Origin of the sequence: Terrimesophilobacter mesophilus (assembly GCF_014200375.1) — a bacterium.
Lineage (GTDB): Bacteria > Actinomycetota > Actinomycetes > Actinomycetales > Microbacteriaceae > Terrimesophilobacter > Terrimesophilobacter mesophilus.
In genome coordinates this window covers 1473909-1498365 of record NZ_JACHBP010000001.1, presented here as the reverse complement: position 1 = coordinate 1498365, position 24457 = coordinate 1473909, and the positions used below count along the sequence as shown (strand labels likewise).

General features: G+C 67.0%; 26 protein-coding genes. 10 read left to right on the top strand and 16 right to left on the bottom strand.

What is annotated here, in order from left to right; translation table 11 throughout:
• Window positions 1–34: 34 nt before the first annotated feature.
• Window positions 35–904: an alpha/beta fold hydrolase gene (locus BKA04_RS07495; RefSeq protein ID WP_167309696.1), complete on the bottom strand. Its 870-nt coding sequence runs from the start codon at window positions 902–904 to the stop codon at window positions 35–37.
• A 64-nt stretch (window positions 905–968) separates the two neighbouring features.
• Here BKA04_RS07495 and BKA04_RS07490 point away from each other — a divergent pair, with 64 nt between their 5' ends.
• Complete coding sequence (locus tag BKA04_RS07490; protein WP_104095858.1) at window positions 969–1508, top strand: TetR/AcrR family transcriptional regulator; 540 nt, start codon at window positions 969–971, stop codon at window positions 1506–1508.
• Between the two features lie 36 nt (window positions 1509–1544).
• On the opposite strand, the gene yczR is transcribed toward BKA04_RS07490, so the two are convergent.
• Complete coding sequence (gene yczR / locus BKA04_RS07485; RefSeq protein ID WP_104095857.1) at window positions 1545–2963, bottom strand: MocR-like transcription factor YczR; 1419 nt, start codon at window positions 2961–2963, stop codon at window positions 1545–1547.
• Window positions 2964–3024: 61 nt separating this feature from the next.
• Between yczR and yczE the strand changes: the two genes are divergently transcribed.
• Window positions 3025–3663, top strand: coding sequence for a membrane protein YczE (yczE, locus tag BKA04_RS07480; protein ID WP_104095856.1), 639 nt, complete (start codon window positions 3025–3027; stop codon window positions 3661–3663).
• Here yczE and BKA04_RS07475 read toward each other — a convergent pair.
• The 5 genes from BKA04_RS07475 to BKA04_RS07455 form a co-directional block, all read right to left on the bottom strand.
• Window positions 3623–4600, bottom strand: coding sequence for a DMT family transporter (locus tag BKA04_RS07475; protein ID WP_104095855.1), 978 nt, complete (start codon window positions 4598–4600; stop codon window positions 3623–3625). The genes yczE and BKA04_RS07475 overlap by 41 nt on opposite strands.
• A 54-nt stretch (window positions 4601–4654) precedes the next feature.
• Window positions 4655–4840, bottom strand: a complete 186-nt coding sequence (locus BKA04_RS07470) for a helix-turn-helix transcriptional regulator (protein ID WP_325052430.1) — start codon at window positions 4838–4840, stop codon at window positions 4655–4657.
• 8 nt (window positions 4841–4848) lie between these two features.
• A complete protein-coding gene (locus tag BKA04_RS07465; protein WP_104095853.1) occupies window positions 4849–5250 on the bottom strand; it encodes a hypothetical protein in 402 nt (133 codons plus the stop codon).
• A 66-nt stretch (window positions 5251–5316) separates the two neighbouring features.
• The gene (locus BKA04_RS07460) at window positions 5317–6075 is read right to left on the bottom strand and encodes a MerR family transcriptional regulator (protein WP_104095852.1); all 759 of its coding nucleotides are present in this window, start codon (window positions 6073–6075) and stop codon (window positions 5317–5319) included.
• 70 nt (window positions 6076–6145) lie between these two features.
• Window positions 6146–7312, bottom strand: coding sequence for a M20/M25/M40 family metallo-hydrolase (locus BKA04_RS07455; RefSeq protein WP_104095851.1), 1167 nt, complete (start codon window positions 7310–7312; stop codon window positions 6146–6148).
• A gap of 146 nt (window positions 7313–7458) precedes the next feature.
• Here BKA04_RS07455 and BKA04_RS07450 point away from each other — a divergent pair, with 146 nt between their 5' ends.
• Genes BKA04_RS07450 through crcB form a run of 5 tightly spaced genes read left to right on the top strand, consistent with a single transcriptional unit; the run spans window position 7459 to window position 11756 of the window.
• A complete protein-coding gene (locus BKA04_RS07450) occupies window positions 7459–8274 on the top strand; it encodes a DUF4097 family beta strand repeat-containing protein (protein ID WP_104095850.1) in 816 nt (271 codons plus the stop codon).
• Entirely contained in the window at window positions 8271–8879 is a 609-nt protein-coding gene (locus BKA04_RS07445) for a PadR family transcriptional regulator (RefSeq protein ID WP_104095849.1), read from the top strand. The genes BKA04_RS07450 and BKA04_RS07445 overlap by 4 nt, the downstream gene beginning before the upstream one ends.
• A gap of 60 nt (window positions 8880–8939) precedes the next feature.
• Window positions 8940–10994: an APC family permease gene (locus BKA04_RS07440; RefSeq protein ID WP_232841998.1), complete on the top strand. Its 2055-nt coding sequence runs from the start codon at window positions 8940–8942 to the stop codon at window positions 10992–10994.
• Window position 10995: 1 nt separating this feature from the next.
• Window positions 10996–11385 carry a fluoride efflux transporter FluC gene (locus tag BKA04_RS07435; RefSeq protein WP_104095848.1) on the top strand — a complete coding sequence of 130 codons (390 nt, stop codon included), beginning with the start codon at window positions 10996–10998 and terminating at the stop codon, window positions 11383–11385.
• A complete protein-coding gene (crcB, locus tag BKA04_RS07430; RefSeq protein ID WP_104095847.1) occupies window positions 11382–11756 on the top strand; it encodes a fluoride efflux transporter CrcB in 375 nt (124 codons plus the stop codon). The genes BKA04_RS07435 and crcB overlap by 4 nt, the downstream gene beginning before the upstream one ends.
• Before the next feature lie 39 nt (window positions 11757–11795).
• On the opposite strand, the gene BKA04_RS07425 is transcribed toward crcB, so the two are convergent.
• Genes BKA04_RS07425 through BKA04_RS07410 form a run of 4 tightly spaced genes read right to left on the bottom strand, consistent with a single transcriptional unit; the run spans window position 11796 to window position 16114 of the window.
• Complete coding sequence (locus BKA04_RS07425) at window positions 11796–12626, bottom strand: carbohydrate ABC transporter permease (RefSeq protein WP_104095846.1); 831 nt, start codon at window positions 12624–12626, stop codon at window positions 11796–11798.
• Window positions 12623–13711 (bottom strand): carbohydrate ABC transporter permease, encoded by a 1089-nt coding sequence (locus BKA04_RS07420; RefSeq protein ID WP_104095845.1) that lies wholly within the window; start codon window positions 13709–13711, stop codon window positions 12623–12625. Before BKA04_RS07420 ends, BKA04_RS07425 begins: the two co-directional genes overlap by 4 nt.
• Before the next feature lie 60 nt (window positions 13712–13771).
• Window positions 13772–15007, bottom strand: a complete 1236-nt coding sequence (locus BKA04_RS07415) for a sugar ABC transporter substrate-binding protein (RefSeq protein WP_104095844.1) — start codon at window positions 15005–15007, stop codon at window positions 13772–13774.
• Between the two features lie 9 nt (window positions 15008–15016).
• The gene (locus BKA04_RS07410; RefSeq protein ID WP_104095843.1) at window positions 15017–16114 is read right to left on the bottom strand and encodes a LacI family DNA-binding transcriptional regulator; all 1098 of its coding nucleotides are present in this window, start codon (window positions 16112–16114) and stop codon (window positions 15017–15019) included.
• A 191-nt stretch (window positions 16115–16305) separates the two neighbouring features.
• Here BKA04_RS07410 and BKA04_RS07405 point away from each other — a divergent pair, with 191 nt between their 5' ends.
• Both BKA04_RS07405 and BKA04_RS07400 read left to right on the top strand, forming a co-directional pair.
• Window positions 16306–18348, top strand: a complete 2043-nt coding sequence (locus BKA04_RS07405; protein ID WP_104095842.1) for a glycogen debranching N-terminal domain-containing protein — start codon at window positions 16306–16308, stop codon at window positions 18346–18348.
• Window positions 18349–18403: 55 nt separating this feature from the next.
• Complete coding sequence (locus BKA04_RS07400; protein WP_104095841.1) at window positions 18404–19621, top strand: cysteine desulfurase-like protein; 1218 nt, start codon at window positions 18404–18406, stop codon at window positions 19619–19621.
• Window positions 19622–19647: 26 nt separating this feature from the next.
• Here the strand turns inward: BKA04_RS07400 and BKA04_RS07395 are convergent, their stop codons facing one another.
• The gene (locus BKA04_RS07395; RefSeq protein WP_104095840.1) at window positions 19648–20745 is read right to left on the bottom strand and encodes an NAD(P)-binding domain-containing protein; all 1098 of its coding nucleotides are present in this window, start codon (window positions 20743–20745) and stop codon (window positions 19648–19650) included.
• A gap of 141 nt (window positions 20746–20886) precedes the next feature.
• Between BKA04_RS07395 and BKA04_RS07390 the strand changes: the two genes are divergently transcribed.
• On the top strand, window positions 20887–21069 hold the full coding sequence (locus tag BKA04_RS07390; protein WP_104095839.1) for a DUF3073 domain-containing protein: 183 nt from the start codon (window positions 20887–20889) through the stop codon (window positions 21067–21069).
• A gap of 10 nt (window positions 21070–21079) precedes the next feature.
• Here the strand turns inward: BKA04_RS07390 and purM are convergent, their stop codons facing one another.
• The 4 genes from purM to BKA04_RS07370 are packed head-to-tail and all read right to left on the bottom strand — an operon-like array spanning window position 21080 to window position 24419.
• Entirely contained in the window at window positions 21080–22174 is a 1095-nt protein-coding gene (purM, locus tag BKA04_RS07385) for a phosphoribosylformylglycinamidine cyclo-ligase (RefSeq protein ID WP_104095838.1), read from the bottom strand.
• A complete protein-coding gene (gene purF, locus BKA04_RS07380; protein ID WP_104095837.1) occupies window positions 22171–23682 on the bottom strand; it encodes an amidophosphoribosyltransferase in 1512 nt (503 codons plus the stop codon). Before purF ends, purM begins: the two co-directional genes overlap by 4 nt.
• Before the next feature lie 10 nt (window positions 23683–23692).
• On the bottom strand, window positions 23693–24043 hold the full coding sequence (locus tag BKA04_RS07375) for a hypothetical protein (RefSeq protein WP_104095836.1): 351 nt from the start codon (window positions 24041–24043) through the stop codon (window positions 23693–23695).
• A 4-nt stretch (window positions 24044–24047) separates the two neighbouring features.
• Window positions 24048–24419: a sterol carrier family protein gene (locus BKA04_RS07370; RefSeq protein ID WP_104095835.1), complete on the bottom strand. Its 372-nt coding sequence runs from the start codon at window positions 24417–24419 to the stop codon at window positions 24048–24050.
• Window positions 24420–24457 lie beyond the last annotated feature (38 nt).

Here is a 24457-nt window from a genome sequence, read left to right as displayed (position 1 = left end):
GTGTGGTGGCGGTCGGGGCGGCGGGCGGGACGGCCTACTCGAGGAACGCCCGGATGCGACGGGCGACCTCGTCCGGATTGTCGTCCACGACGAAGTGCGCGCCGCCGGGCACGAACTCCACGCGCGTGTGCGGCGCGTCGTCCGGGCTGATGGCGAGAGCATCCTTCGGCAGCAGGGCGTCGTCCGCGCCGAAGAGCACGAGCGTCGGGGTGTGCAGGACCCGCCCGCGGTACGCCCCTCCCATGATCTTCATGAAGCCGGGAAGGATGAGCTTCCGGTACAACCTGGACGCCGCCTTCGCGCGCGCGGGATCGCGGAGCGTCGATACGTACGCCGCGACATCGTCATCGTTCATCGGCCGCACCTCGAAGGCGCGCAGAAGCCAGTGGGCCAGTCGTTGTCGCCCCCGCGAGAGCAGTGCCGGCCCGAGCCCCGGAGTAGCGACCACGTATTGGAACCAGAGGTGCGGCATCGCCTTGAGCATTCCCGCCATGAGGGCCCGCGACATCCGGATGTACGGAGCGGGGACCGCGATCGCGACGTAACGGCGGATGCGCTCCGGATGGTTCAGGCACAGGTCGAACCCGACGAGGGCGCCCCAGTCGTGGGCGACGAGGTCGACCTGGGCCAGGCCCAGCTCGTCGAGCAGCGCGAGCACATCCGCCTGTATGGTCGCGGAGTCGTAACCTCCGCGTGGTGCATCCGTCGCACCCGCGCCGCGCAGGTCCGGGGCGATTGCGTGATGCCGCTCCGCGAGGGAGGCCATCACCGGCGCCCAGGCGCGCGAGCTCTGCGGAAACCCGTGCAGGAACAGTACAGGGGCGCCTTCGCCTGTTTCGACCAGGTTCATGCGCAGCCCGTTCGCGGTCAGTACGCGCGAGCGGATGCCGACGGCCTCTGTCATGCGCGATACGTTACTACGTTCGTAGTGGATTGTCACGAGAAATGTAGTTGCGTAGGCTTCGAGCATGACCAGCACCCGTCTTCGGGCACTCGAGGCCGCTGTGGGACTGGTCGGCACGGAGGGCATGCGCGCCCTGACCCATGGTCGCGTGGATGCTGCAGCCGGCCTTCCGCCCGGGTCGACCTCGAACCACTACCGAACCCGTGCGGCGCTCCTCGCCGGCGTCATCGAATGGATCACCGACCAGGACCGGTCCGATGCCGGCCTCCCCGAGATCGCGAACGGCGAACAGCTCCGGGATGCCCTGGTCCGCATGATCGAGGTGCAGTCCGGGCCGCTCGCGGCGCGAACGAGAGCCCGCTACGCCCTGTTCCTGGAAGCCGACGAGGATGCCTCCCTCCCGCTGCGCGCGGGCCGGGAAGCCCTCGCGACCTGGCTCGGCGACATCCTGCACCGTATCGGCGGCGAGGCCGCCGCAGCGCACACCGCCCTGCTCATGGCGACCTGCGATGGGCTGCTGCTGCACCGGATCACGGTCGACCCGCAGGCACCCGTCCGGGCGATCGTCGAGACGGCCGTCGCCGCTGCGCTGCGCGCGGAGTAGCCCGCCGCGCCCAGATCCCTTCCCTGAGGAGGGCCCTCAGACGACCTCGGCAAGGTAGGCGGAGTCCTGTGGTGCGCTCTGGCCCAGGGAGTTCCAGGCGGCCTCGAGCGCGTCGAGCGCACGGTCGGTCTCCTCCGCGGAGTAGCTGAACGGGATGCGGAGGAAACGCTCGAATGCACCGTCCACGCCGAACCGCGGCCCCGCAGCAATGAGCAGTCCGTTGCTCCGTGCGGCGAGCGTGAGCCGCGAACTCACGGGTGCACCCAGGCCCACCCACACCGCCAACCCGCCCGCGACATCCGGGACCTGCCATTCCGGGAACCGGCCCCGCAGCGATGCGACGAGCCGGTCGCGGCCGGCGCGAAGCTGCTCGCGGCGCTGCGCGAGAACGGTGTCGAAGTCGTCGAGCACCCGCGCCGCGACGAGCTGCTCGAGGATCGGCGTGCCGAGGTCGCCGGCCGGTCGTGCGCGGGCGAGGCGCTGGATGGTGTCCCGCTCTGCGCGGATCCAACCGATCCGCAATCCGCCCCAGACCGTCTTCGCGAGCGACCCGACCGTGATCGCGGGGCCGAACGCGGCGAGCGGCGGAAGCGGCTCCGGGCCGTCGATCGCGAGTTCCGCCGTCGTCTCGTCCGCGACGATCGTGCAGCCGGCAGCCTCGGCCATGGCCGTGACGCGTCGGCGGAGCTCGGCGTCCATCGTGCGTCCCGTCGGGTTGTGGAAGTCGGGCATGAGGTAGGCGAGCGCAGGATGCGAGCGCCGGAGTTCATCGTCGAGGGCGGCGACATCCCAGCCTCCGTCCGTCGTGACATTCACGGTTGCGAGGCGTGCCCCGGTGAGGCGCAGTGCCTCGAATGCGTGCGGGTAGCTCGGTGACTCGACGATCGCGTTCGACCCGCGCCCGAGGAAGGTGCGGGCCAGGAGTGCGATGGCGTGCTGGGCTCCGACCGTGACCATGATCTGTTCCGGTTCGGTGGGAAGACCGCGAGAGGTGAAGCGCGTGGCGAGCGCGGTGCGCAGGATGGGCAGTCCGACCAGGTCGAATCCGCTGCCGCCGAGATAGGCAGGGTACTCCTCGGCGGCGAGGAGTGCGGCGTCGGCGAGCCCGCTGCTCGCGGGGGAGGTCGCCTTCGTGAAGTCGAGGTAACCGGCGATGGCGGTTTCCGCCGGGATGGTGCTGCTCTGTGGAATCCGGGCCGAACTGCCGGAGCCGCGCTGGCTGTCGAGATACCCGCCATCGCGCAGCTCGGCGTATGCTGCGGTGATCGTCGTACGGCTGAGACCCAGTTGGGCGGCGAGTTCGCGCTCGGCCGGCATCCTGGTGCCGTAGGCGATGCGGCCGTCGAGGACGAGCAGTCGGATGCGATCGGCGAGCACGGCGTACGCGGGCCCGGCGGATGCTGTCCGCCAGTCCGCGAGGAGCGCGGCGAGGGCGCGCGCCGAGAGCGATGCCATAAGGCCACTATAGGCAGATTGGCCTCTTGATATAAGGCCACTTTAGATATTGGATACTTTCATGACTCCAGCACTCGTGATGACCCGGCGATGGGTCCAGCTCCTGCTGGGTCTGTTCCTCTACGGCATCGCGATCGCCATGATGATCCGCGCCGCGATCGGCATCTCGCCGTGGGATGTCCTCGCCCAGGGCATCTCGCTGCGCACCGGTATCCCGTTCGGCTTCGTCACCAATATCGTCGGCGGCGTCGTGCTGCTGTTGTGGATCCCGCTGCGCCAACGACTCGGAATCGGCACCGTGCTCAACGCCCTCCTCATCGGACCGAGTGCAGAGGTCGGGCTCTGGCTCATCCCCCTGCAGGACGACATCTGGGTGCGCATCGTCCTGTTCACCGGAGGTCTGCTTCTGCTCGCGATCGCGACCGGCCTCTACATCGGTGCGCGCTTCGGGCCCGGCCCCAGGGATGGGCTCATGACGGGCATCAACAAGAAATACGGCGTGCGGATCTGGATCGTACGGACATCGATCGAGGTCGTCGTCCTCGTGATCGGTTGGATCCTCGGCGGAAACGTCGGGTTCGGCACGCTCGCGTTCGCACTCCTCGTCGGCCCGCTCGTGCACGTCACCATGCCGATTCTGCGGGTACCGGACCCGCGCGTCACGCCCGAGTCGTCCGCCGTGCCCGCAGGGAGCCAATGAGCACGAGCCCGAAGATCACCAGTACGAGGCCCACGATCGCGGTACCGGTGAGCGTCTCGTGGAGCACGAGCACGCCGAGCAGCGTCGCGGTGAGCGGTTCACCCAAACCGAGCGTGGCGACGGTCGACGCTGCGAGCGCTTTGAGCGCATTCGCGAGGAAGAGGCAGGCGACCGTGATGGTCGCGATCCCGAGCCACAACCCGAGCACGAGGCCGTCGACGGAGGCGAGCCAGGTCGGATTCGAGAGCACCAGGATCGGCAGCGCGCCGAGCGCCGACCAGCCGAAGATCACCGCGACCGAACCGGTGGGAGTCCATCCGTAGATGAGGAGCTGCTTCGCCGAGAGCGCGTACAGGGCGTAACAGGCGCCGGCGCCGAGCGAAAGCAACAGGCCGGTCGGATCCCCCATCCCGGCTTCGCCGACGCCGGCGAGCAGGGCGATGCCCACGACGGCGATGACCGTCGCGGTCAGCCACGCGTATCCGGGAAAGCGTCGTGACATCAGCCACTCGAGCATGCCCGTGAAGATCGGCCCGGACCCGATCGCGACGACCGCACCCACCGCGACGCCGTTGACCTCCATTCCGAGGAAGAAGGTCGGCTGGTATGCGACGATCGCGGCCGCGCCGACGGCGACGACGAGCCAGGTCCTCCGTCCGCCTCGGGGACTCGGCGCCGATTGCAGATCCGGCCCCGGCAGGTTCGGGATGTGCAGGGTGAGCATGTCCGTCGTCGGTCGCCCCGGTGCCGAGTCGCGCAGAACCCTGCGCGCTCGGCGGGAGAGCCACCAGGCGACGAGGGCGAGGGATGCGCCACCGATGACGATGCGGGCGGACCCGACCGACAGGGAGGATGCGCCATCCGGCCCGAGCGCCTGGGCGGTGCCCGTCGTGCCGAACAGGATCGCCGCGATGATGGCGAAGACGACGTGGCGCACGTGGCCATCGTTTCACAATCGGGTGCGCCCGTTCGTCAGGAGCGGCGGTGCCGTTTACGGTGAGTCAGGAAGGAAGATCTCCTCGATCGACTGGTTGAAGGTTCTGGCCACGGCGAACGCGAGCGGAAGGCTCGGGTCGTATTTTCCGCTTTCGATGGCGATGACGGTCTGTCGCGTGACGTTGAGCTTCTCCGCGAGGTCGGCCTGGGTCAGGTCGTATTCGGCGCGAAGGACGCGCACGCGATTCCTCATGAGCGGTACCGCAGGCTGACGATGAGGGACCCGACTGCCCAGCACGCCATGTAGGTGGCGAATGCCCACAGCCAGGACAGCGCCGGCGCACCGAAACTGTCGAGTAGGCCGTAGCTCGCGACGAGCGCTGACCCGACCGCGAATCCGATCGCGAGCGACTCGGTGAGTTGACGTCGAGCGAACTCGTCAGCCTCCCGGCTGAACCGGATCGCCGCCCACGCGACGAAGAGCACTGCAGGGATGGGAAGCAAGCCCCAGAGAACCTGTCCCGGCCCCGCCGCGACAGCCTTGGCGGCGAATACCGCGATGATCAGCAGGATCGCGTAGCTCATCATGCCGATGACGAATCTCACGGCGTATCGTTTGCGGAAATTGGGGTTCATGCGTGGTTCGGCCATGGGAACAGAGTAAAGGACACTTCACTAAAAGTAAAGTGTCCTTTACAAACTGTTCCTCTCGCGGGCCTAGAGGTTGCGATCGGCGTATTCGGCCATCGCATCCCGCACGAACTCGGCGCCGGCCTGGCCGCCATAGTTCGCCCCGAAGCGCGGGTCGGCGACATACAGCTCGCCGAGTCCTGTGAAGTACTCCTTCGTGGGACCTGACGCGCCGCCGCCCGGCGTTCCCGGGATGCCGCGCAGCCACTCGAACTGCCGCTGCGCGAGCGCCTGCGCCTCGTCACTGTCCGGGTCGATTCCGGCCTTCGCCGCCGCGATCCAGTCCTCGCCGAGCTTCTGCATGGCGGCCTTCCAGCCGGCCTTCTGCTCCGCCGTCTGCGAGCGCCACCAGGCGTCGCTCGTCGCGTAGGCATCCTTGCCCCAACGCTCCTCGACCTCATCCTTGTACCGCGTGTGGTCGAAGCCGTCGAACATCTCCTCTGCCATGAGTCGTTCACCTCCTTCCAGTTTTCTGATCGTGGTCTCGACGGCGCCGATCTGGCGGTCGAGCCGTTCTTGCTCCTTCCGCAGCCAGTGCAGATGGGTGAGCAGGGCATCCGCATGTCGCGTCTGGCCCTCGAGCACGTCGGCGATCGCCGGGAGTCCGAGACCCAACTCGCGCAGCAGCAGGACGCGCTGCAGTCGCGCGAGCGCGTCCTCGTCGTAGTAGCGGTATCCGTTGCCACCGATGCGGCTGGGCTTCAGCAGCCCGATGTCGTCGTAGTGCCGCAGGGTACGGCTCGTCGTCCCCGACAGCCGCGCGATGTCCTGGATCGACCAGTCCATGTCGGCCTCCTTCCGTGCTCGACTACCACGGTAGAGGTTGACGCAACGTCAATGTCAAGCGGAATCCGCGCTATCCGCAGAAATCACGGATCGCGCCCTCGAGCACATCGGTGAGCTGCTCGACGGATGCGGTGGTCGCCCACTCCGTGTCGGCGTGCGCTCCGCCGCCGTCCACTCCGATGAGCAGGCACGGGATGCCGGCTTCGAGGATCAGCCCCGCGTCGGTCCAGAACGGCTCGCCGCGCGTCGCGGGCGGAGCGCCGAAGACCCGTTCGGCGCTCGCGGTCACCGCACGCACGATCGGCCAGTCGGCATCGGCCTCGAATGCGCCCCGCGCGACCAGTCGGCGCAGCTCGAACCGGAAGTCCGGCGTGCCGGCGGCCAACTCATCGAGAATCGCGTGCAGCTCGGCCTCGACCGCATCCGGCGTCTCACTCGGCATGGTTCGCCGCTCGACGGTAATGGTGCACGAATCGGCCACGGTCGCAGCATCCGTGCCGCCCGCGATCATGGAGACACGGACGGCGCCGTGGCCGAGCAGCGGATGCGCCGCGGCCGCCTCCAGGCGCGCCCGGAACTCGTCGATCGCCAACATCACGAGGCCGGCGTGAGCGATCGCGTCGACACCCTGGTACGGCATGGACCCGTGCGCCGCGAGACCGGTGAGCTCTATCTCGAACCACGCGAAGCCACGGTGCGCCAGCACGAGGTGCAGCTCGCTCGGTTCGGTGACGATAGCGGCGTCGGCGGTGAAGGCGGCGAGCGCGTCCTCGGTGCCGCGGCTGCCGAACTCCTCGTCCGCCACGAGCGTCACGATCACATCACCCGCGAGGTCTGCTGCCGTGGCACGGGCGGCCGCCACCATGATCGCTGCGACGCCCGTCTTCATGTCGAATGCGCCCCGACCGAACACTGTGCCATCCTGCACTGTCGCCGCGAACGGGTCGCCGTCGTATCCTGCCACCCCCACGGTGTCGATGTGACCGTTGAGCATGAGCGAGCGACCGCCTCCGCTGCCCCTGGCCACGCCGACCACCGTCGGACGATCCGGCGCACCCAGCCGGCGCACCTCGAATCCGTGAGCCACGAACCACGCGGCGCACCATTCGGCGACCTGGGCTTCCCCCGCTGCGCCGGGCACGAGATCCGGATTCACTGAGTCGATGCGGATGAGCGCTTGTGCCAGCGCCACGGGATCCAGCGTGTCGGGATCAAGCGACGGGGCCGTTTCGGTCATGCCCACGAATCTACCGGCCATGACCGACCGCACAACCTCCCGAAAGACGAAAGCACTTGCACAAACGCAAGACGCGATATATCTTGATTAATGACAACGCGATATAACGCGAAATCGACAACTCGTCTCGGCGGAAGGAAAGACCAATGGCAGTCGAAAAGTGGCTCATCGAAGGTGAGAAGATCATCGACATCGACATGGTTCGCAAGCTCAAGGTAGGACTCATCGGCGGCAAGGTCGACATCATCGGGCACGACGAGCCGAGTGCGCGCGTCGAAGTCCACTCGGTGAGCAGCAAGCCGCTCAAGGTATCGATCGACGGGGACACTCTCGAGGTCGATCATCCGCAGCTCAAGTGGGACAACTTCATCGACGTGTTCAAATCGTTCAACAACAACGCCAGGGCGGATGTGAGCATCATGGTCCCCCGCGACGTCGCGCTCAAGTTCGGCGTCGTGTCGGCGACGGGCCTCATCAGCGGCCTCACCGAGGACGCGAAGATCAGCACGGTGAGCGGCGACGTCGTGATCGACAACGTCTACGGCGACCTCGAACTCGGCTCGGTGAGCGGCGAGATCAACGTGCGCAACCACTACGGCAACATCACCTCGAAGTCCGTGAGCGGAGACATCACCGCGAGCGGCGAGATCATGAAGTTCACGTCGGGAGGCGTGTCGGGCGATGTCTTCCTGGACGTCACGGGGACACCCGACAGCGCGACCATTAAGACCGTATCCGGTGACATCACACTGCGCCTCGAAGCCGGCGTCCCCGCGCAGTACCGGATCAGCAGCGTCTCCGGAAGGCTCCAGCTCGACGACACCGGGATCTCGGGCGTGCGTGGCCAGTACACCGGAAAATACGGCGACCTTCACGGCCAGTGGCTCGAGTTCTCTGCGAAGACCGTATCCGGCAACGTGAGCGTCCTCCACGCTGCCGAACACGGTGGGTCGGGCCGATGACTCCGCCGGTCTTCGCTCACGGCCATCTGCGCCTGTACCTGTTGAGCCTTCTCGCCGAAGAGCCCATGCACGGCTACGAGATCATCCTCGCCCTCGAGGAGCAGTTCGGTGGCACATACACTCCGAGCGCCGGGACGATCTACCCGCGCCTGGCCAAGCTCGAAGAAGAGGGCCTCGTGACGAAGTCCGCGGATGGCCGCAAGACCGTCTACGCGATCACGGATGCCGGACGCGCAGAGCTCGCCGCGCGCGCCCACGAGCTGGACGAGATCGAAAGCGATCTCAACGACTCTGTGCGCCGGCTCGCCGACGAAGTGCGCTCGAGCGTGAACCAGGCGATGAAGAGCCTTCGGGCGGATCTCGCGGCCGCCGCCCGGGAGGCGCGCGACGAATCCCGCGCAGCATCCAGGACGGTCCGTTCTGATCTCCGCGACACCAGCAACGGCTGGTTGCGCGACGCGGAGATCACCCTCAACGATTTCCGCCACCAGCTCCGGGCCGACCTTCGCAGCATGGCGGCACGGGATGAACTCACGCCGGAACTCGTCGGCGAGCTCAAAGTGCAGCTGGACGGCGTACGAAAGAGTTTCTTCCGAATCGACTGATCGACACGTCGCCACGGCACCGACTTGCGCCGTGGCGCGAGAGGAGTAGTGTCGCTCCTCGTGACTACCGAAGTCCGGTCGCCAAAACGCTGGCTGATCGGCGAACCGCTATCGTCAGACAAGCTCGAGGGCCAACTACTCCCGAAGCATCTCGCCCTACCCATTTTTGCAAGCGACGCGCTCTCCTCGGTGGCGTACGGCCCGCAAGAGCTGCTCATGATCCTCACCCTCGGAGGCTTGAGCTTCCTGACCTTCGCACCGTGGGTGGCCGCCGCGGTCGTGGTGGTCCTGGTCACCGTTGTCGCGTCGTACCGGCAGCTCATCAAGGCGTATCCGTCCGGCGGCGGCGACTTCGAGGTCGCACACAAGAACCTCGGCGAGAAGGCCGGACTCATCGTTGCAAGCGCACTGCTCATCGACTACATCCTCACCGTCGCCGTGTCGGTCGCGAGCGGCGTCGACAACATCATCTCCGCATTTCCCGTGCTCAACACCTGGCGCGTGGAGATGGCCATCGGGTTCATCATCCTGCTCGCGGCGGTGAACCTCCGCGGGGTGCGCGAGTCCAGCAAGGCCTTCGCGCTGCCCACCTACCTCTTCATTGCGAGCGTGCTCGTCATGATCGTCGTGGGCATCATCCGGATGGCGCTTGGCGACGCACCGGTCGCCGAATCGGCGCAGTACGCGGTCAAGGCCGAACAGTTCACCCAGGTGGGGATGGTCCTGCTCCTCCTCCGAGCGTTCGCGAGCGGATGCAGCGCCCTCACCGGCGTGGAGGCGGTCGCCAACGGCGTGCCGGCATTCCGCATCCCGAAGATCCAGAACGCCAAGCGCACCCTGCTCCTCATGGGCGGAATCGCGATCACGCTGTTCATCGGCGTCACGACACTCGCGCTCATCAGCGGCGTGCACTACGCGGAGGATCCCTGCAATCTCATCGGGATGGCGGACTGTGCGACGCAGCCGCAACGCAGCGTCATGGCGCAACTCGCCGCCGCCGTGTTCGGCGGCGACACCCAGATCCTCTTCTACGTGCTGCAGGGGGCGACCGCTGCGGTCCTGCTGCTCGCCGCCAACACCGCGTTCAACGGTTTCCCTCTGCTCGGCTCCGTCCTCGCCCGCGACGGGTACGCTCCGAAGTCACTGTCGACGCGCGGCGACCGCCTCGTCTACTCGAACGGTGTCCTCGTCCTCGGGCTCGGCGCAGGCATCCTGCTCGTCGTCTACCAGGCGAACCTCACGGCGCTCATCCAGCTCTACATCATCGGCGTGTTCGTGTCGTTCACCTTCGGGCAGACCGGGATGGTGAGGCACTGGCTCCGCACACTGCGCGAGGGGGCGGGCGGCGCGCCGATGACGATGAAGCGCAGCCAGATCATCCGGAGCCTGTCGATCAACACCTTCGGGGCGTTGCTCACGGCGACAGTCCTCGTCGTCGTGACGGTCACGAAATTCACGCACGGCGCCTGGCTCGTGTTCGTGATCGGGCCGATCCTCTTCGTGCTCATGCTCGGGGTGAACCGTTACTACGGCAAGGTCGAACGCGACCTCACGGTCGATGACATCACGGTCTTCGGCTCGAACGGCGATCACGCGATCGTGCTCGTCGGGCGGCTGCAGAAGCCCACGCTCAAGGCCCTCGACTACGCGATCGCCGCCCGCCACGTGAGCATCGAGGCAGTGCACTGTTCGATCGACGACGACCAGACGGCGCTCCTGCGCAAGCAGTGGAAGAAGATGAAGATCGAGGTGCCGCTGAGGGTCATCCAGTCGCCGTATCGGGACATCAGTTTCCCGCTCATCAAATACATCAAGAAGCGGCGTGAATCGCACGGCTCCGAAGTCGTGACCGTCTATATGCCCCAGTTCATCGTCGGGCACTGGTGGGAGAACCTGCTTCACAACCACAAGGCGCGACGCATCCGCCATAAACTCATGTTGTGCCACGGAGTCACCATCGCCCTCGTACCGTGGCTGCTCGACTCCTCGAAGGTGTTGTACTCGCGTCCTGGGCGCCCCCTCCCGGGCCAGGAGCGACGCGGGGAACCGGTGCGTCGCGCCGTCATTCGCAAGCCGCTTCCACCGGCCGGGATGTCATCGACCCGTCGACGCTGACGTGAGCCAGCTGTTCGCGGTGCTCGTCGGCGGGATCCTCGGCACGGGGATCCGGCTCGGGGTGGACACGTTACTCCCGCACGGCGCGGACGACTTACCGCTCGGAACGCTCATCATCAACGTGCTCGGCTCGTTCCTGCTCGGCTTGATCGTCGCGAGATTCTGGTCGGCGGCCCCACTGTGGTTGAAGGCGGGACTGGGGACAGGGCTCCTCGGCTCCTTCACGACCTTCTCGGCGCTCATGGTCTCGGCCGTCGCGCTCACCGGCTCCGGGCTCTGGCTGCTCGCCGCGGTCTACCTCGTGCTCTCGCTCGTCCTCGGCTTCGGCGCCGCCGCGATCGGCCTGCGCGTCGGGCGGGTCTCGACGCCGATCGACTGGGTCGACGAATGAGTCCGGCTCTCGTTGTCGTGACCCTGGCAGCGGGTGGTGTCGCGGCCGTCGCGCGCTACCTCCTCTCCGTCGCGACCGCTCGCGTGTCGAAGGCGGAGAGCTTCCCGTGGGCGGTGCTCATCGTCAACGTGGTCGGATCGGGGCTGGGCGGCGTCGTTCTCGGGCTCGCCCGGCATGCCGCGCTCTCCCCCGACATCCAGCTCATCGTCCTGACCGGTGTGTGCGGCGGGCTGACGACGTTCAGCACCTTCAGCGTCGAGACCATCCAGCTCCTCACGCACGGCCGCTGGCGCGCCGCGTGCCTGAGCGTCGGGCTCAACCTCGTCGTGGGGATCGGCGCCTGCACCGCTGGTTACCTGCTCGCCGCCTGACCTCGGCCCGCACCGACCCTCTCCGCGTACCGGATGCGGTCAGCCCTTCTCCGCACCCTCCGTCGTACTCATGATCTTGCGCTGGAAGATGAAGAACAGAACCGCGACGGGAATCGTCATGAGCACCGCCGCCGCGAGCTTGAGCGGGAACTGGTTGCCGCTCCCGAGCTGACCAGAGAACAGCGACGCGACGCCCGTCGTGAGCGTGTTCAGGTCGGTGCTCTGTCTCGAGATGATGAAGTGCGCGAACTCGTTCCACGAACCCTGGAAGCTCAGGATGAAGAGGGTCACGAGTGCTGGTCGCGCCATCGGCAGCACGATCGTCCAGAACGTGCGGAAGATGCCCGCCCCGTCGATGCGTGCCGCCTCTTCGATGCTCACCGGGATCGACTCGAAGAACTGCTTCATGATGAAGATGCCCGCCGCGTCCACGAGCAGCGGGATGATCATGCCCGCGTAGGTGTTGTAGATCCCGAGTTCCTTGATCATGAGGAACCGGGGGATGAGCAGGACGACATTCGGAACCGCCATGACGGCGATGAGGCCCGCGAACACCACGGTGCGGCCGCGGAACTGCAACCGGGACAGCGCGTATCCCGCGAGCGAGTCCAGGAACACCCGGCCCAGCGTGACGATGACCGCGACGATCACCGAGTTCATGGCCCACAACGGCAGGGGCACCTGGGTGAACAGGCGCTCGTACGCGGCGAACGACCAGGTCTGCGGAAGCAGCGACAGCGGATTGTTCGTCGCGTCGGCATCCGTCTTGAAGCTGCCCGCCAGCGACAGCAGGAACGGATAGATGTAGATGAGCGCCAGGATGACGAGCATGAGGTAGCTGGCGATCGCGCTCGCCCGGAGCCTCGTCATGATGTCTTCCCGCTCCTGATGGAGGCCTGGATGGCGATCTGGCGCTGCAGCTCCTTGTCGAGCTTTTCGCCCTTGTTCCGATCCCGGAGGACATATCGCTGCAGGAGCGTGAGCAGGACGATGAGCACGAACAATAGGAACGCCATGGCCGCGCCAGGACCCCAGTTCAACTCGTTGAATGACGTCTGGTAGGAGAGGTAGGCGGGAGTGAGCAAAGTCTTGCCTGGCTTCCCGCCACCGGTCAGATAGATCTGGTCGAACAGCTGCCAGGTACCGATGAGGCCGAGGGTGATCACCGTGAACAGGGTGGGCTTCAGCATCGGCAGGGTGATGGAGAAGAACTTGCGGAACGGGCCGGTGCCATCCATGAGCGCTGCTTCGTCGATCTCGGCGCCGATGCCCTGGAGGCCGGCGAGGAAGATCAGCATGAACGTGCCGGATGTCGTGAAGACGGCGAGCACGATGAGCATGCACATGGCGACGGAGGGGCCGGACAACCACTCCCACCAGCTGATTCCGAGCGGCCCGCCGGCGGCGAGGGCAGCAGGCGGCGAATTGACTCCGAACAGCGTGAGGAAGTTGTGGAAGACACCGCTCGGATCCGCGAGCCAGTTCGGCCCGTTGATCCCGAGCCAGCCGAGCAGGGCGTTGATCGCGCCGGAGGCGGAGAACAGGAAGATGAAGATCCCGGTGATGGCGATGGAGCTCGTCACCGACGGAAAGTAGAAAGCGGTGCGGAAGAATCCGCGCGCCTTGAGAATGCGCCGGTTCACCTGAACGGCGAGGAACAGGGCGAGAGCGGTCTGCAGCGGCACGACGAAGAGAACGTAATAGAAGTTGTTCCGGATCGACGTGCCGAAGTCGCGTTGGGAGAGCCCGGGGTCGAGGATCAGCTTTTCGTAATTCTTGGTTCCGACAAAACTCGTGTTGCCGCCGAGTGGGGAGCCGAGGCCGTTCCAGTCGCTGAAGCTGACCCACAGGGCGAGAACGATCGGCAGGACCAGGAACAGGCCGATGATGACGAGGGCCGGCGAGATGAACAGCCAACCGCGACTGGCTTCACCGCCCCGGATTCCCTTGGCCATGGCGCTCCCCTGGTGGTTGGGTCCGGATGCCGACGGGCGGCCGGCATCCGGACCGATCGACTACTTCGAATTGGCCTCGTCCAGTGCCGCCTGCAACGTGGTCTGCAGCGACGCGAGAATCGCTTTGGCGTCACCGCCGATCAACTTCGCAAGCTGAGCATTGAAATCGGTGATCACGGTCGCGGAGCCGGCGAAGTTCACCGGGCTCACCGCGTAGTCGTTGCTCTTCACGAAGGATGCGTTCTCCGGGAACTTCGTCGCGTATTCCTTCGCCGCGGACTCCGTCGAAGGGATCACGCCGAAGGCGTCGGCGAACTTGAGCTGCTGCTCATCGCTCGTCAGGAACTTCACGAGGTCCTCCGAGGCGGCCGTTGTCTTCGATCCCGCCGGGATGCCCCAGCAGTTCGTGAACGTGAAGGTGGACTTTCCGCCGGGACCGGCGGGCAGCTCGTACGCCTGGTAGTGGGTGTCGGGGAAGTCGCCCTGGATGCCCTTGATCCACGGACCCTCGATGACCATCGCTGCAGCGCCCTTGCCGAGCGCCTCACCGGACCATCCGGAATCGATCTCCGACGGGAACTTCAGAACCCCGTCATCGTGGAGCTTCTGGACCTCCTTGAGCCCCGCGAGATTTTCGGGGGTGTCGGCCGTGACAGTCTTGCCGTCCGCGCTGATGAGCGACCCGCCGGCCTGATTCATGAAGACGCCGACCCTGGCATATTCGAGGCCGAAGGAGAGCCCAGCGACCTTGTCGGTCGTGAGCTTCTTCGCCGCGGATTCGAGGCCCGCCCAATCGGTGGGGATGTCCGCATCAGTGAGGCCTGCTGCCTTCCACATGTCGGTGTTGATGATGAGACCGAGCGTGGAGAAGTCCTTCGGATCGCAGGTGAACGTGCCCTTGTAGGTGAACGTGTCCTTGAGCGACTTGTAGAAATCACCCGAGTTGGGGAGATCCTTCGCGTAGGGCTCGAGGTACTTGTTCTGCGCGTAGGTGCCGAACTGGTCCCAGCCCATGTAGAAGACATCCGGCGGGTTGCCACCGGCGAATCCCTGGCTCAACTGCTGGGTGAGGTCGCTCGCGGCGACCACCTCGACGGTGCTTCCACTCTTCTTGGCCCACGCATCCGCCGCGGCCTGGACGGCCGCCGTCTCCGCATCGCCGCTCGACCCGATGAGCATCGTGAGCTTCTGCCCCGAGATGTCACCGGAGGTGTCGGGCCCTCCCGACGAGCACGCCGCAAGACCTGCGACGAGGGCAACGGCAGCGATGCCGGCCCCGAGTTTCTTCGTATTCATGTGGTTGGCCTACCTTTCGTTGTGATTGCCGGCCACGGGGGAACCGGGTTCCTCCATGTGCGTCAGTTGCGTGGACGTGCGCGCAACGAGAGTCGGAGTGAGCAACCGATACAGGGGATCGGCTGCCGAATGCTTTCTGGCGACGATGGAGCTGCCGGAGTCTCCGAACAGCAGTTCGAGAGCGCTCGCGGCAACGAGATCGAGCGGCTGATCGACGCTCGAGAAGCCGATGGCCGCCGCAACAGGGGTGTTGTCGTAACCGACGACGGGAATCCCAGGTCGGCCGAGGGTCGCCGCCGCCATCAGCGCGCCCAGAGCCAGTGAGTCGCTGGCGCAGACCAGGGCATCGGGGGCGTTCGGAAGATCGAGCAGGGCGGATGCCGCCGCGATGCCCTGCGGAACCCCGTCGACCACCGCCCGCGCGAGAGTGTCGAGTTCTGCGGAACCGAGTCCGAGCCTTGCCGCACTCTCCGCAGCCCAGCCGGCTCGCCGCTCGCGTGCCGTCGTCGTGTCGTCATCGAATCCGATGTAGCCGACTCGGCGTGCGCCACCGTCAATGGCGTGGCGGGTGGCCTGCTCAGCTCCGCTGAATCCGTCGACGTCGACCCAGGGGTGGATGGGGTCGCCGAGGTCGTCCGCTGCCGATGGCCTCCCGAAGGTGACGAACGGGAACTCGTGATCGCGGAGCCAGGCTGTGCGGGGATCCTCGTGCATCGTCGAGGTCAGCACGAAGGCATCGACATCCGCTCCATCGCGGAGGCGACGGAACTCCTCGATCTCGCCCTCGGGGCCCTGCGCCGTGAACAGCATGATGCGCAGGTCCCGCTCGGCCGCCTGCTCGGTGAGGGCGTGCAGGAACCGGTCGAGAAGCGACCCGGAGATTCCGTTGGTCATCGGGTCGAGGCGAACGCCGATGGTGGATGACTTGCGGGTGCGCAGTCGTCGGGCGGAGGCGTGCGGACGATAGCCGAGTTCCGCAATCGCCGCCTTGACTCTCGTCATGGTCTCCGGCTTGACGATGTGCGGCGAGTTGAGGGCATTGGATACCGTCTGCCGAGAGACTCCGGCAACGCGCGCCACGTCTTCGACTGTGGGCAGCTGCTGCATCACGCCTCCTCACCGTTGAGATTTGATCGTTCAAGCGTTGATCCCGGGAACACCGGACGCTTTCGGTTCTTCAGGGGTTTGATCGTTCAAATGCTTGGTGTTACATTACCTCAAGCGAATCGATTGTCAATGCTTTTCCGGCGCGCACTCGATTCCGATGGTCACCGACGCACAGCAAGGAGCAGCGAGACATGTCCGCACCCTTGCAGCCGCTGCTGCACAATGAGCACGTCGTCCTCCGCGCGCCGACCCAGGCCTGGTCGTCACGCGACGGCTCCATCGGAAGCGCCCCCATCCACGGCCTGTACTTCTCGGATGTGCGGGTCGTCTCGCAACTCTCGGCTCTCGTCGGCGGACAGGTGGGGGAGCACATCGCCACCGAACCGCTCGCGGCAGACTCGACGAGCTTCGTCACACTGCTCCGCCACCTGGACGATCGGGCGGCAGACCCGAAGGTGCGGTTGAACCACACCCGCACAGCGACACCGACGACGATCCGGGGTGTGCTCTCCGTCACCTCCCACCTCGACGATCCCATCTCCACCGAAGCGGTTGTCCGGTTCACCGCCGACCTGTCGGACATGGACTCCGTCAAGGCCGGAGTCTCCGTCGCCGCGAACCCGGCGGTGGAGATCCGGGGGGAGTCGGCATCCTGGTCGAACGAATCCGTCCATGCTCGGCTGGATGCCCCCGGCGCGGCGGTCAGCGCAGTCGATGGACGCGTCGAGCTCCGCTGGCCACTGGAGGTACCACCCCACGGCGAATCGAGTGTGAGCTGGACGATCAGTGCCCACGACGACCAGGCGGTCGTCATCGGGGTGGATGGTCCGCAGAAGTGGTCGACCCCGGAGATCGGCGCCGATGACGAACGCCTGCCGCGCTGGTTGGACACCGCTCTGGGAGATCTCGACGCGCTGCGGATGGCCACAGTCGATGAGCCTGACCTCGTGTTCCTCGCCGCCGGCGCGCCATGGTTCTTCACCCTCTTCGGCCGTGACTCGATCTGGGCTGCGCGTTTCATGCTCCCGCTCGGAACGGAACTCGCCGACGACACCCTCCGTGTCCTCGCGGGCCTGCAGGGCAGGAGGGACGTGGCGGCGAGCGCGGAGCAGCCCGGCAAGATCATGCACGAGCTCCGGCGAGAAACCCTGCGCATCCCGGATGAAGCGATTGCTCTTCCTCCGCTGTACTACGGAACCGTCGACGCGACGGCACTGTGGATCTGCCTCCTGTTCGACGCCTGGAAGTGGGGCCTGCCCGACGAGCGAGTGCGCGAGCTCCTGCCGAACATGGTGGCAGCTCTCGGTTGGATGCGTGACTACGGGGATGCCGACGGCGACGGTCTGCTCGAATACGTCGACAGGACCGGACACGGCCTGGCGAACCAGGGCTGGAAGGATTCCGGCGATTCGGTCCAGTGGCGAGACGGTTCGCTCGCCGAGGGTCCGATCGCCCTGTGCGAAGTGCAGGCGTACGCCTATGAGGCTGCGACCCACGCCGCCGAGCTGCTGGACCACTTCGGTCTGGAGGGCGCCTCAGAGTGGCGCTCGTGGGCATCCGCCCTCAAGGAGAAGTTCCACGAATCCTTCTGGATCGACTCGCCGGAAGGCGCGTACCCCGCCATCGCGCTGGATGCTGCCAAGCGGCCTGTCGACACCGTCACGAGCAACCTCGGCCACCTCCTCGGAACCGGCCTGCTCGACGAACGCCAGTCCCGCCTTGTCGCGCGACGGCTCGTCTCCCCCGAGTTGAATTCGGGATTCGGACTGCGGACGATGTCCACCGACTCCGACGGGTACTGGCCGCTGAGCTATCACGGCGGAAGCGTCTGGACGCACGACACGGCGATCGCCATCGCAGGTCTCGTGCGCGAGGGTCACTCGGCGGAGGCGGGAACGCTCGTCGCCGGGCTCCTTGCCGCTGCAGCCGGCTTCGACTTCCGCATGCCGGAGCTGCACTCGGGCGACACGGCCACCCGTCTCGCGGTCCCCGTCCCCTATCCGGCCGCCTGCCGTCCCCAGGCGTGGTCGGCTGCTGCATCCGTGTCCGTCCTCGCGAGTGTGCTCGGACTCGATCCGGATGCCCAGGAGGGCGTGCTGCGGATGTCGCCCTCCGGGGTCGTCGGCATGCTCGATGTCTCCGGCATCCGATTCCGCGGGGACTCCGTGTCGGTGCGGGTCACACCTGACGGGGAAGTCGCGTACGGGTCGGGTGCCACGATCGAGGTCCGCTGACGTCCGACGGGAGGTGCAGGCCGACGGGCACCGCGCATCCGGCTAGATTCGAGGCATGACCTACGACATCGACTCGGTTCGCGCCGACTTCCCCGCCCTCGCGGACGGCTCCGCCCACTTCGACGGGCCGGGAGGAACGCAGACGCCGACTCCCGTGATCGACGCCATCGCCGGCGCCCTGCGGGGCCCGCTGTCGAACCGTGGGACGCTGACGGCCGGGGAGTCCCGCGCTGAGCAGACGGTTGCGGATGCGCGGGGCGCGATCGCGGACCTCGTCGGCGGCGACCCGGGCGGCGTCGTCTTCGGGCGGAGTGCGACGCAGCTGTGCTACGACTTCTCCCGGTGGATCTCCCGCTCGTGGGGCGCGGGCGACGAGGTCGTCGTGACACGCCTCGATCACGACTCCAACGTCCGCCCCTGGGTTCAGGCCGCGGAGCGCACCGGCGCGAGGGTGCGCTGGCTGGACTTCGACCCCGAGACTTCGGAACTCGACGACGTCGCCACGGTCCTGAGCGATCGCACCAGACTCGTCGCCGTGACCGGCGCATCCAACCTCATCGGAACGAAGCCGCCCGTCGCGTCGATCGCGGCGGCCGCGCACGCCGCCGGCGCCCTCGTGTACCTCGACGGGGTTCACCTCACCGCGCACGCGAGCATCGACCTGGCCGCGCTCGGCGCGGACCTCTTCGCGTGCTCGCCGTACAAGTTCCTCGGGCCGCACCTCGGCGCGCTCGCGGCGTCCCCCGCACTCCTGGATTCCCTGATCCCGGACAAGCTGCTGCCGTCGACGAACGCGGTGCCGGAGCGCTTCGAGTTCGGCACGCTCCCGTACGAGCTGCTCGCCGGTGTCGCTGCCGCCGTCGACTACCTGTCCACGATCGGCTACCCGGCCTCGAGCGGCTCAGGCCCCGCCGGCACGCGTCGCGAGAAACTCGTCGCCTCGCTCGCCCGACTCGAGGAGTACGAGGATGCGCTGCTCACCAGGCTCGAGGACGGCATCCGGTCCCTGCCGGGCGTGAGCGTGCACTCGCGCGCAGCACACCGCACTCCCACCCTGCTGCTCACGATCGAGGGACGCGACACCGTGGACGCCTATGAATTCCTGGCCGGACGCGGCGTCGATGCGCCGTCCTCGAACTTCTACGCGCTCGAGGCGAGCCGGCGACTCGGGCTCGGAGACGCCGGCGGGCTGCGCGTCGGCCTCGCGCCATACACCAATGCGGATGACGTCGACCGGCTTCTCGCGAGCCTCGACGCCTTCCTCGCGGCCTGATCGGGCCGGCCGGGCCGGCCCTCCGGTCAGAGGTTGCTCAGGGTCGCGATCACCTGGCGAGCGATCTGGCGTCCGGCACGGTTCGCGCCGATGGTGCTCGCCTGCGGCCCATAGCCAGCGAAGAATATACGCGGGTCCTTCCATGACGAGCCGTTGCCGACGGTGACACCGCCCTCTTTCTCGCGAAGTCTGAGCGGGGCGAGATGGCGCAGCTCCGGGCGGAATCCTGTGGACCAGAGAATTGCATCCGCCCTCTGGAATGCACCATCGGCCCAGCGAACGCCATCCGGCTCGATCGACGCGAACATGGGTTTCACCTGCAGCAGACCCCGGTCGATGGCCGCCTGGATCCGACGCGTGCGGGGAACTCCCGTTCCGCTCACGATGCTCGGAAGGGCGCGCCCCGAGCGCGCCGCCTCATCCTGCATGGCGACCGCTGCGCTGCGTGCCTCGAGGTTGAGTTCGCTCTCGTCGAGGAATTCGATCGGACTCCTGCTGACCCAGGTGAGCTCGGCGGCGACCCCTTCGAGCTCCATGAGGAATCCGATCGCTGATGTCCCCCCGCCGACGACGATCACGCTCTTGTCCCGCAGCTCTTCGGCGGAGGAGTAGTCCGCGGTGTGGAGGTGGCGGCCCGCGAAGGTATCCCTCCCGGGGTACCAGGGGATGAAGGGGGAACCCCAGGTACCCGTCGCGTTCACCACGACATCCGTCACGACCTCGTGCATCCCGCGCGCGCCGTCCTCCCACGTCACGATGAGGTCGAGGTCACGATTCGCAACCGACTGCACGTCGGCCGGTCTCACCACGTCGAGCTCGTAGAACTCTTCGTACTGGCGGTAGAAGTCGGCCACGACGGTCTTCGCGGGCAGGGTTCGATCCGCCTCCTCGAAGCTCAAGCCGAGCGCGTCCATCCCCGGGAGGTCGTTGATGCGATGCGCTGAGCCCACTCGCAGGGCCTCCCATCGCAGCTGCCAGGCGCCGCCCGTGCCCGGGCCGCGATCGAGGACGATGAAGTCGCTCCCCGGCTCCAGACCGAGTCGTTTGAGGTAGTACGCCACGGACAGGCCGGCCTGACCGCCACCGATGACGACGGCAGAAGGATGCGACGAAGCGGGGCTCACACACTTACGTTACCCGGCCATCCGCCCGACGCCGCGGGTCACCTCCTGCATGCTAAAGTTGGAAGTTAGTTTTGGAATCCTTGTAGGCGAATTCTGAGCATCTTCGTGTGTACTCAGGCTGGAATCGTAAGGGGGTCACCCGTGGGACGTGGTCGCCAGAAGGCCAAGCACACCAAGGTTGCCAGGGAGTTGAAGTATTTCAGTCCCAACACCAACTATGACGCGCTCGAACGCGAGTTGACTCATGCCGAGCAGAACGAGGCCATGGAGAAGTGGCCGGAATACAGCCACGCCGGCGAGGACACCGAACAGGGCGGCAAGTAGCGCGCCGGAGTCAGTCCCGGTAGGAGCCGGCGAGGCGCACGGCACCGCCGGACACGCCCTTCGCACCCTGCTCGAAGCCGTCGAGTGAGCGTGGCGTGGTCGAGACCTCGCCGACGACCCAGGCAGGGATGCCGTCTGCCGTCCACTGCGCCGCGAGCGCATCCGCGGCATCCGGGGACACGATCGCGATCATGCCGACGCCGAGGTTCCAGGTGCCCTCGGTCTCCGCGAGCGCGAGCCCGCCCCACTCCGCCAGCACGCGGAACACCGCGGGAGGTGACCAGCTCGCCCGGTCGAGTTCGACCCACGAGCCGACGGGGAGCACGCGGGCGAGGTTCGCCGCGATCCCGCCGCCGGTCACGTGGCTGAGCGCGTGCACGGCATCCGGATGCTGCGCGAGCGCGTCGAGGATCGCCCGCGTGTACAGCCGGGTCGGCTCGAGCAGCGTCTCGCCGACGACCCCGAGCTCGTCGGTGCGGTCGCGAAACCCGACGCCCCGCTCCGCAAGGATGTGCCGCACCAGTGAGAATCCGTTGCTGTGGAGGCCGGAGGAGGCCAGCGCGACCACGAGATCGCCGCCGCGCACGCGCTCCGGACCGAGCACCGCATCCGCTTCGACGACGCCGACGGCGGCGCCGGCCACGTCGTAGTCTTCTGGGCCGAGGAGCCCCGGATGCTCTGCCGTCTCTCCGCCGACGAGCGCAGTGCCGGTCTCCGCGCACGCGCGGGCGATCCCGGCGACGATCGCCGCGATGCGCTCCGGCACGACCCGTCCGCACGCGATGTAGTCGGTCATGAACAGCGGCTTCGCGCCCACCACGACGATGTCGTCCACGACCATGCCGACCAGGTCCTGCCCGATCGTGTCGTGCTTGTCGAGCGCCTGGGCGATCGCGACCTTCGTGCCCACGCCATCCGTCGACGAGGCGAGAAGCGGATGCCGGTACGCGGTGAGCGCCGAGGCGTCGAACAGTCCGGCGAATCCTCCGACGCCACCGAGCACCTCGGGACCGTGGGTCTTCGCGACCGCGGACTTCATGAGCTCGACCGCGAGGTCGCCCGCGCGGGTGTCGACGCCCGCCGCCGCGTAGGCGTCGTTCGTCACTCCTGCCGCCCGGGGTCGCCGAAGACGGGGGCGAGCTCCGGCTCTGACGACACCCGCTCGAGCAGGTTCTTGCCGATGAGGTTCGCATCCGGAAGCGGGATCGGGTACACGCCCGTGAAACAGGCCGTGCACAGCGCAGACCTCGGCTGCTCAGTCGCCTCGATCATGCCGTCCTCGGACAGGTAGCCGAGGGAGTCGGCCCCGATCGCCTGGCGCACCTCGTCGACGCTCAAACCCGTTGCCAGCAGCTCCGCACGCGACGCGAAGTCGATCCCGTAGAAGCACGGCCAGGTGATCGGCGGGCTCGAGATCCGCACGTGCACTTCAGCGGCCCCCGCTTCGCGCAGCATCGCGACGAGCGCCCGCTGGGTGTTCCCTCGGACGATTGAGTCGTCGACGACGATGAGCCGCTTGCCCTTGATGACCTCACGCAGCGGGTTGAGCTTGAGCTTGATACCGCGCTGGCGTATCGTCTGCGACGGCTGGATGAACGTCCGCCCCACGTACGCGTTCTTGACGAGTCCCTGGCCGTACGGGATTCCGGAGCGTTCCGCGTATCCGATCGCCGCCGGCGTGCCGGACTCGGGAGTCGGGATCACGAGATCCGCCTCCACGGGATGCTCCTGCGCGAGACGGCGCCCCATCTCGACCCTCGCCTCGTGCACGCCGCGACCGGCGATCGTCGTGTCCGGCCGGGCGAGGTAGACGTATTCGAAGACGCAGCCCGCCCGCTTCTCCGGCGCGAAGCGTTGCGTCCGCAGCCCGTTCTCGTCGATCGCGATGAGCTCACCCGGCTCCACCTCGCGCACGAAGGATGCGCCCACGATGTCGAGCGCGGCGGTCTCGCTCGCGACCACCCATCCACGTTCCAGCCGTCCGAGCACGAGCGGGCGAACTCCCTGGGGATCGCGCGCGGCGTAGAGGGTCGTCTCGTCCATGAACACGAGGCAGAACGCGCCCTTCAGCAGCGGAAGCACCTCGAGCGCAGTGGCTTCGAGAGTGTGGTCGAGGTCGCCGGCGAACAGTGCGGTGATGACGGCGGTGTCCGTCGTGTTCCCCCTGGCGAGTTCGCCGTCGGATTCCGGATGCCGCTCGTGCACGAGTGCGAGCAGCTCCGCAGTGTTCGTCAGGTTGCCGTTGTGGCCGAGTGCGACCGTTCCGCCTGCCGTGCGCCCCAGGGTCGGTTGGGCGTTCTGCCAGCTCGACGAGCCCGTGGTGGAGTACCGGGTGTGGCCGACCGCGAGGTGGCCGACGAGAGTGTTGAGCGAGGACTCTGTGAAGACCTGCGAGACGAGGCCCATGTCCTTGTAGACGAGGATCTTCGAACCGTCGCTCGTGGCGATTCCCGCGGACTCCTGCCCGCGATGCTGCAGTGCGTACAGGCCGAAGTAGGTGAGCTTCGCCACCTCTTCGCCTGGCGCCCAGACACCGAAGACGCCGCAGGCATCCTGAGGGCCCTTCTCCCCCGGGAGAAGTTCGTGACCAAGCCGACCATCGCCACCGGCCAAAACCAAGCCCCTATCCGTCGTCTTGTGGAGCGTCGTCCTCTGTCTCGGACTGCTCGTCGTCGACACGCACCGCCAGTTTACCGGCGATGACCTGCGTCGCCCGACGACTTGCCCTCCGGTCGAACAGGATCGCCACTGCCGCTCCGATGAGTCCGCCGAACGCGATCCCGAAGAGGGAGAGGAGGCCGAACGTCGCGCCGAACCCGACGGCGGGATCGGCCGGGTAGATCGACGCGAGCACGAGCGCGGCGATGATGCCGACGAGCGCGCCGACGACGACGAAGACGGAGAACTTCGGCGCACGGCGGATCGTGACGGTCGTGCGCTCTTCCTCGTCGGCCTCGCGCGGTGAGTCGCTCATGGGTCTATTGTCCCGCATTCCATTCGAGAGGAAGCATGCCGTCCAGGCTCGCCCGCGAGCCGGATGCCGACACCCGATCCGCAGAGACCGCCGCCGCCCATCCGAGCGTGCCGGTGGCGAGTGCGACCCACGTCTCCGCGTCCATCTCGATCACGTTCGGAGGAGTCCCGCGGGTATGGTTCGGTCCCTCGACGCATTGCACGGCGCCGAAGGGAGGGACCCGCACCTCGAGCGTGTTGCCCGGTGCGGCATCCGCCAGCAGCTGGAGCAGGTACCGCACAGCCATCGCTGTCGCGTCGCGATCCCCACTGCCGCGCTCGAGGACCGCCAGTACGGCGGCCCCACCGGCTTCAGCCACGATCCTCGACCTGCCCATCGCTCAACGTTAACTGAACACGCGCGGCGAGCGCTGCC